We start from the raw sequence: 6,257 nt of genomic DNA, 5'->3' as shown, positions 1-6,257 counted from the left end.
GCAAAACGATATCAAAATGCTCATGAGATGAAAGAGGCTTTAGAAGAACTTATTAATAAAACAGAAAATATCAAACAAGAAGAAAAAATCAATATTGATACAAATGCAGAAAAAACGAATAATAATTTTCAAAAAGAAAATATGAAAGAAAAAGTTTATCGAGATTTTTCGGAAAGAACTCAAAACATTTTTAATGAAGAAAACGGGAAGATGAATGATAGTTATTCTAAAGAAGATAACTTTTATACTGTTGATTATGAAAGAAAAGTTATTGAATATGTGATACGAGAATTTTATGTAAAAGAAAGTATTGATTTATATCGTGATACAATGGCATTAAGTCGAGTTTATGATGAAGTGAAGAAACAATTATCTTTGTCAAAAGACTATCCTATTATTATAAATATTCCACATCTTATTGTAACAAACACAGGAGTTAAATCACTCTATGTAAAAATAAATAAAGAAGATATTCAACAAACCACGCAATCAACGAAAAAACTCAATATACTGAAACAAAAAAAGAATTAGAACCATTACAAATAAAATGTCCACATTGTAATAAAATAGCATATCTTAAATTTAGTCATGGCTATTTATGTGATGATTGTCAACATATACATCTTACAATTAATAATCAGAAAACTCGTCAAATGAAAAATTTATTTATTGAAGCTAAGGATGCTGGATTTACAAAGATGATTGAAAATTTCAAAAAAATGGAGCAACTTGATCCTAATCATCCTCAACTTTGTTTATTGATTGGTTCACAATATGGACGACATAATTTTCATGATAGAAAAATGAGATATTATCAAAAAGCATTACAAGGAGATCAAAGAGATGCAACAATCTATAATAATTTAGGAGTAGGAGAAGTACGAAAAAAGAATTATTCAAAAGCTATTGAATATTTTCTTAAAGCTGAACCATTGATTTTAGTTCATAGTTTTTCAGAACTACATACAAAACGTAGCTTTTATGCAAATTATGCATATGCATTAGAAAAAGTAGGTAAATCTAAAGAAGCATTTGAATATTTAAAAAAGGCAAAAGATAATAGCTATGAGAATATGCTCAAATTACATTTTGATATGAATTTTGGAATATCCTATTTGAGTTCTAAGGTTAAGGAAATATTGAAAGAATATCAAAACAAATTACATGGTTCAAATAAAAATGCGTGGTTAGATTCTGAATCTCAAAAAGCTGCCATTGACACTTTCCATATAATTGATAAAATGAGTCCTTATGTCTATATTGCTCCTCCTAGTTTTTTAGGAACTAATAAAGTTAAGAAGAATACAGGAGTTGTTTTTACTGATAAAGCAATATATATGTATTCAAGTCAGATGAATATTGGATATTATTATCTCATTTATTCAGATTTACCTGTATCTAAAATGAGATGTCAAAATGATATTTTAATTGCTAAATGTCCTTTAAGAAGTGGAGGATATGGAACATTTAAAGTGAACTTAGGGAAAGAAACGGAAAATGTTTATCATATTTTAAGAGATATTAGAAGTTTATACATATCTTAATAAAGAACCTAGATATAACGAGAATTTTGATCAAGGTACTAAGAGGATGGAAAAACCGTTCTCTTTTTTGTTTCATGACAGGATAGAATTATTTCGTTGATGTGGATTAGGGGTATTGATATAATAAAGAAGAAAGTAAATAGCATAAGGATGATAAAATAAAATGACTTCAAGAAGTTTTCGAGTATTTGGTATGAAAAAAGATTTAGAAAATACATTTCAGGAATTTCAAAACAATAATATGGTAAATGACTATTGATGTAGTCAAAACAACAGTCATAAAATAACAAATATTACGAAAATAGATAACTTTGATATTTCTATTAATGGAAGTCATATAGGAAATCAGTATCTTGTTATAAATGATAATCAAATGATACAGCTTGATTTTAACAAATATATCAATTAAAAATGTAATGAAACAAGTATTGTGATTGATTTGGGTGGATTGTATGATGAAAATGCTCTTTTGCCTACAACAATTTCTACGATTTGGTATGAGAATGAAAGTAGTAAAAAATTATACAGCAACTTAAAGAGAAATATCAGAACGTATTCTGTTTGTGTAGTCAATGGATATATGATATTGAAAAATGCTTATGAGCAAAAAGATTGGTTAAGATTTGTAACTATAAATGTTCAAAGTCCAAAAGAATATGATTTAAAAGTATAATGCTAAAGTACTGTTATCTCATAGGAAATAAGACAAAGGAAGAAATGAAAATTTTATAGGAGATGAGTGTAGGATGTTGAAAGAAAATAAAGTCGCTATTACATATTCTATGATCACTTTGATTGCAACTACAATCATAGGACAAATTGTATTATGTTTTTTTCCAAATGGACCAACTCTTGGCTCATCTGCTTTATTTATTCTTATGAATTTAATTCCAATGATGACTGCTGCCTTATTTTCAATAAAGACTTTAGAGTGTAAAAATTTATTTGAATTCTTTAAACAATCCTTTTTACAAAAAGAACGTTTATTACCATTTTTATTAGCATTCATTGTTCCATTGATTTATTATGGAGTATCGGCATTGCTTAATAATATCAAAGACTTCAATGTTTCATTTATGACAATATTAGCTTATTTTCCATGGACACTTTTACAAGGTGGATTGGAAGAAGTGGGCTGGAGATGGTATCTACAAGAACATATACATGTTAAAAAAGATAGCTTTATCTTGAAAATGTTATTTATTTCAGTTATATGGTTTCTGTGGCATATTCCTATTTACAGATTACCTTGGATTACAGCGGGTTCTTCAAATTATATAATATTTTATTTAATGATATTAGGAAATACGTTTACATTTGGTATGATAAAGGAATTTTCAAAGGGATCAATTCCATGTATATTATCTCATATGCTGATTGATACAATGGCTGTAGCTATGCTGGTTCAAAGTTCATTATATCCAATTATTATTTTGATTGTAGTTGAAATCTTATTTTCTACGTTAATTGTCTATATTAAAAATAAAAAGACTTCGCATTGAATAAGGAAAGGAGAATCCATTATTTATGATATATTTAAAAAGTTTTAAATTGAGTGATTCTCAAATATCTAATCCTCATATTTATCCATATAGTGTTTTTAGAGATAAAGATATAGAGCCTTTTGTATTTTCTTCAATAACAGTCTTTTATGGCAATAATGGTTCTGGAAAATCAACATTACTTAATATTATTGCTAATAAATTAGGTATGAGAGGTCAAGAAAATGCTACGAGTAATTTATATGGTACAAAAAATTACTACGATGCATTCTGTTTTGAATGTTCTTATTGTCTAGGTGAAGATGAACTTGGTCATAAGATTAAATGTCTGCCAGTGAATAGTCGCTATATCAAAAGCGAAGATATTTTATATGAGGTGAAGAAAATTCAACAGAAACAAGTGTTATCAGATGGAATGTTGTATGATTATGTAAAAAAGGGAATGACAAAGGAAGAAGCAAGACAATATTTGGAATCAAAAGAAGGTTCTAGACAGATGGAATATATCATGTTTGCTCAAGAAAAATATTCTAATGGTGAAACATCTATGCAGTACTTCGATGACTTCTTGCAACCGGATGCATTATATTTATTAGATGAACCTGAGGTGTCTCTTTCTCCTGCAAATCAAGTTGCCTTAGCTAAAGAAATCAATGATATGGCAAGATGGTTTGAGTGTCAATTCATTATAGCGACTCATTCACCTTTTATGTTAGGAACTTTGGATGCAAAAATATATAATCTTGATTCAAAGGAATATGCCATTATGAAATGGAGCAATTTAGAAAATGTGAGATATTTTTATGATTTTTTTAAAAAACATGAAAAGGAATTTGAGTAAATCTTGTAGATATTTGAAATTTTTGTTTTTCAGAGAAATTGTAGCTTATTGAACACAACTATCATTTGATAATTAACTGATAGTAATGCAACGATAATATTTTCGTTGCAAAAAGAATGAAGTACATCCCCATCAAGCTCTTTCTCGATGGGAGAATCGTCAAAGTAATATTGAACTTCAATTATGAAAACCAGAAGTTACTGAGGATAAACACTAATGTAACATTAATGAATTTAAAAAGAAGAAGTATTGTTTCTATTGACTTATGCTCATTGCTCCGATGATTATATGACTAGTCATAATGTTGATACTATTATTATTGAAATGATTTATGCTGATTTTAATTTTATTCATTTAAATCAGTTAGTTTATATGATTAATTGCTTTTTGAATTGATATATAGTTGTTAAATATAGTGTTTATGCAGGTAGTGAAAAAGTTTATTTAAATTGATTGAAAGAGTTTAATAATGAATGTTATGGTCATACTTTTTAATAGTTATTTTTATCGTTGCATATGATTTGGAACGATTTTTTCTTTCGTTGCGATAAAAATGCAACGATAATATTTTTCGTTGCAAAACGAATGGAACGATAATATAATATATTCAAGGAGGAGACCGTTATGAAAGAATCTAAAAATTTAGAGTGTAAAGAAACAATACAATCCAACACATTTCTCAAGACAGTCAGTGCTTTCGCAAACTATGGAACAGGAAGAATTGTTTTTGGAATTGATGATGATGGTCAAGTCAAAGGAATAAAAAATACAATAGATGATTGTTTAAGTATTGAAAACAAGATGAATGATAATATGAATCCTGTGCCAGTATATGATTTGAATATTAATGATGATTCAACAATTACTCTTACTGTTTATGAAAGTGACTTCAAACCTTATTTATATAAAGGAAAAGCATATAAAAGACACGATACATCAACTATTGAAGTAGATAGACTAGAATTGAACAGACTGATATTAGAAGGAAATCATCAGTCATATGAAGAACTTGTTGCTCGAAAACAGGATTTAACGTTTCAATGTTTAGAAAAAGCTTTGAAAGATAAATTGGCTATACAAAAAGTCAATGATGATATTTTGAAAACATTAGATTTATATACAAAAAATCATCAATATAATAATGCTGCAGCATTACTTGCTGATCAAAATGATTATAAAGGTGTCGATATGATAAGGTTTGGTCAAGATATTGATGAAATTATGGATAGAGTCACTTTAGAAAATAAGTCTATCTTGTTGTTATTGGAAGAAAGCGTTGAAATGTATAAAAAATATTATCAATATGAAAAAATTGACGGAACTTCTAGAAAGATTGTCACACGTATTCCAGAAAATGCCTTTCGTGAAGCTATAGCCAACGCTATTATTCATCGCTTCTGGGATATTGATGCATTTATAATGGTTAGTATGTTTGATGATAGAATTGAGATAAGATCTCCAGGAGGACTCCCTTCAGGAATGAGTGAATCAGAATATCTTGATGGACAGATTTCAATGCTTAGAAATCCAATTATAGGTAATGTTTTCTATAGACTGAGATATATAGAAATGTTTGGTACAGGAATCAAAAGAATCAATAAATCCTATAACAATTCTTTAACGAAACCACAATTCAAAGTCTATGAGAACTCTATAACAATCATATTACCAACTGTATTAGATGTTACTAATTTAACAAGTGAAGAACAACAGATTATACAGATTTTTCATGGGAATTTAAAACTATCAAGAGCAGAAATAGAAAAACAAAGTCATTATAATAAGGCAAAGCTTATTAGAATACTGAATTCATTATCTGATAAAAATATTATTTATAAGTCGGGGAAAGGACGAGCTATTAAATATCAATTACGTTAGAACGATGGATACACAGGAATTTCATAACTTTATGTTACATTTTCAATAAGAAAGATGTGTTTATCTTTCTTACTGATAGGAGGAATAATGATGTTTGTTTTGACATCAACAGATACATGGTTTTTAACAGTGTGTTCATTTCTTATGCTTAAAAGAGTTTTTTCACAAAGTTATCAAAGATATAGTCATTGGCATATGTTAAAATATTCTAAAGGCTTATACATTATGCTAACTCTATTCATTCCAGCAGTTTTATTTTATTCATATTATTCATTTTCAAAATCGGAAATTAATGATTGGAAATTAATTCTTATATATCTATTGTTTGTAGGAATAGATGTCTATGAATTCTATCATCAGCAATTCATAACGGAACGTTTTTCATGGTTATCAATCAAACAAGAAATTGTTAAATTAAAAATCTTAGGTGTTTTACTTGTAATAAGTATTTTGGCGTTTTTTATAGCGATACAAATTGTCTTATAAAATAGA

The 6,257-nt window shown here is 27.6% G+C and carries 7 protein-coding genes; all 7 read left to right on the top strand.

Annotated features, from left to right (window positions below):
- A partial coding sequence (locus ACZYT4_RS11985; protein WP_463786032.1) for an Hsp70 family protein occupies window positions 1-531 on the top strand: 531 nt, incomplete at its 5' end.
- 122 nt (window positions 532-653) lie between these two features.
- A complete protein-coding gene (locus ACZYT4_RS11980; RefSeq protein WP_463786030.1) occupies window positions 654-1,544 on the top strand; it encodes a tetratricopeptide repeat protein in 891 nt (296 codons plus the stop codon).
- Between the two features lie 430 nt (window positions 1,545-1,974).
- Window positions 1,975-2,217 (top strand): hypothetical protein, encoded by a 243-nt coding sequence (locus ACZYT4_RS11975; RefSeq protein ID WP_463786027.1) that lies wholly within the window; start codon window positions 1,975-1,977, stop codon window positions 2,215-2,217.
- Window positions 2,218-2,290: 73 nt separating this feature from the next.
- Window positions 2,291-3,046: a CPBP family intramembrane glutamic endopeptidase gene (locus tag ACZYT4_RS11970; RefSeq protein ID WP_463786025.1), complete on the top strand. Its 756-nt coding sequence runs from the start codon at window positions 2,291-2,293 to the stop codon at window positions 3,044-3,046.
- 25 nt (window positions 3,047-3,071) lie between these two features.
- A complete protein-coding gene (locus ACZYT4_RS11965; RefSeq protein WP_463786024.1) occupies window positions 3,072-3,887 on the top strand; it encodes an AAA family ATPase in 816 nt (271 codons plus the stop codon).
- A gap of 624 nt (window positions 3,888-4,511) precedes the next feature.
- Window positions 4,512-5,765: an ATP-binding protein gene (locus tag ACZYT4_RS11960; protein ID WP_463786022.1), complete on the top strand. Its 1,254-nt coding sequence runs from the start codon at window positions 4,512-4,514 to the stop codon at window positions 5,763-5,765.
- A 90-nt stretch (window positions 5,766-5,855) separates the two neighbouring features.
- Window positions 5,856-6,251 (top strand): hypothetical protein, encoded by a 396-nt coding sequence (locus ACZYT4_RS11955; RefSeq protein WP_463786020.1) that lies wholly within the window; start codon window positions 5,856-5,858, stop codon window positions 6,249-6,251.
- Window positions 6,252-6,257 lie beyond the last annotated feature (6 nt).

The organism is Massilimicrobiota sp. mt181 (assembly GCF_055420065.1).
Note: the sequence above shows the minus strand (reverse complement) of the source record. Positions and strands in the feature narration are given on the sequence as shown.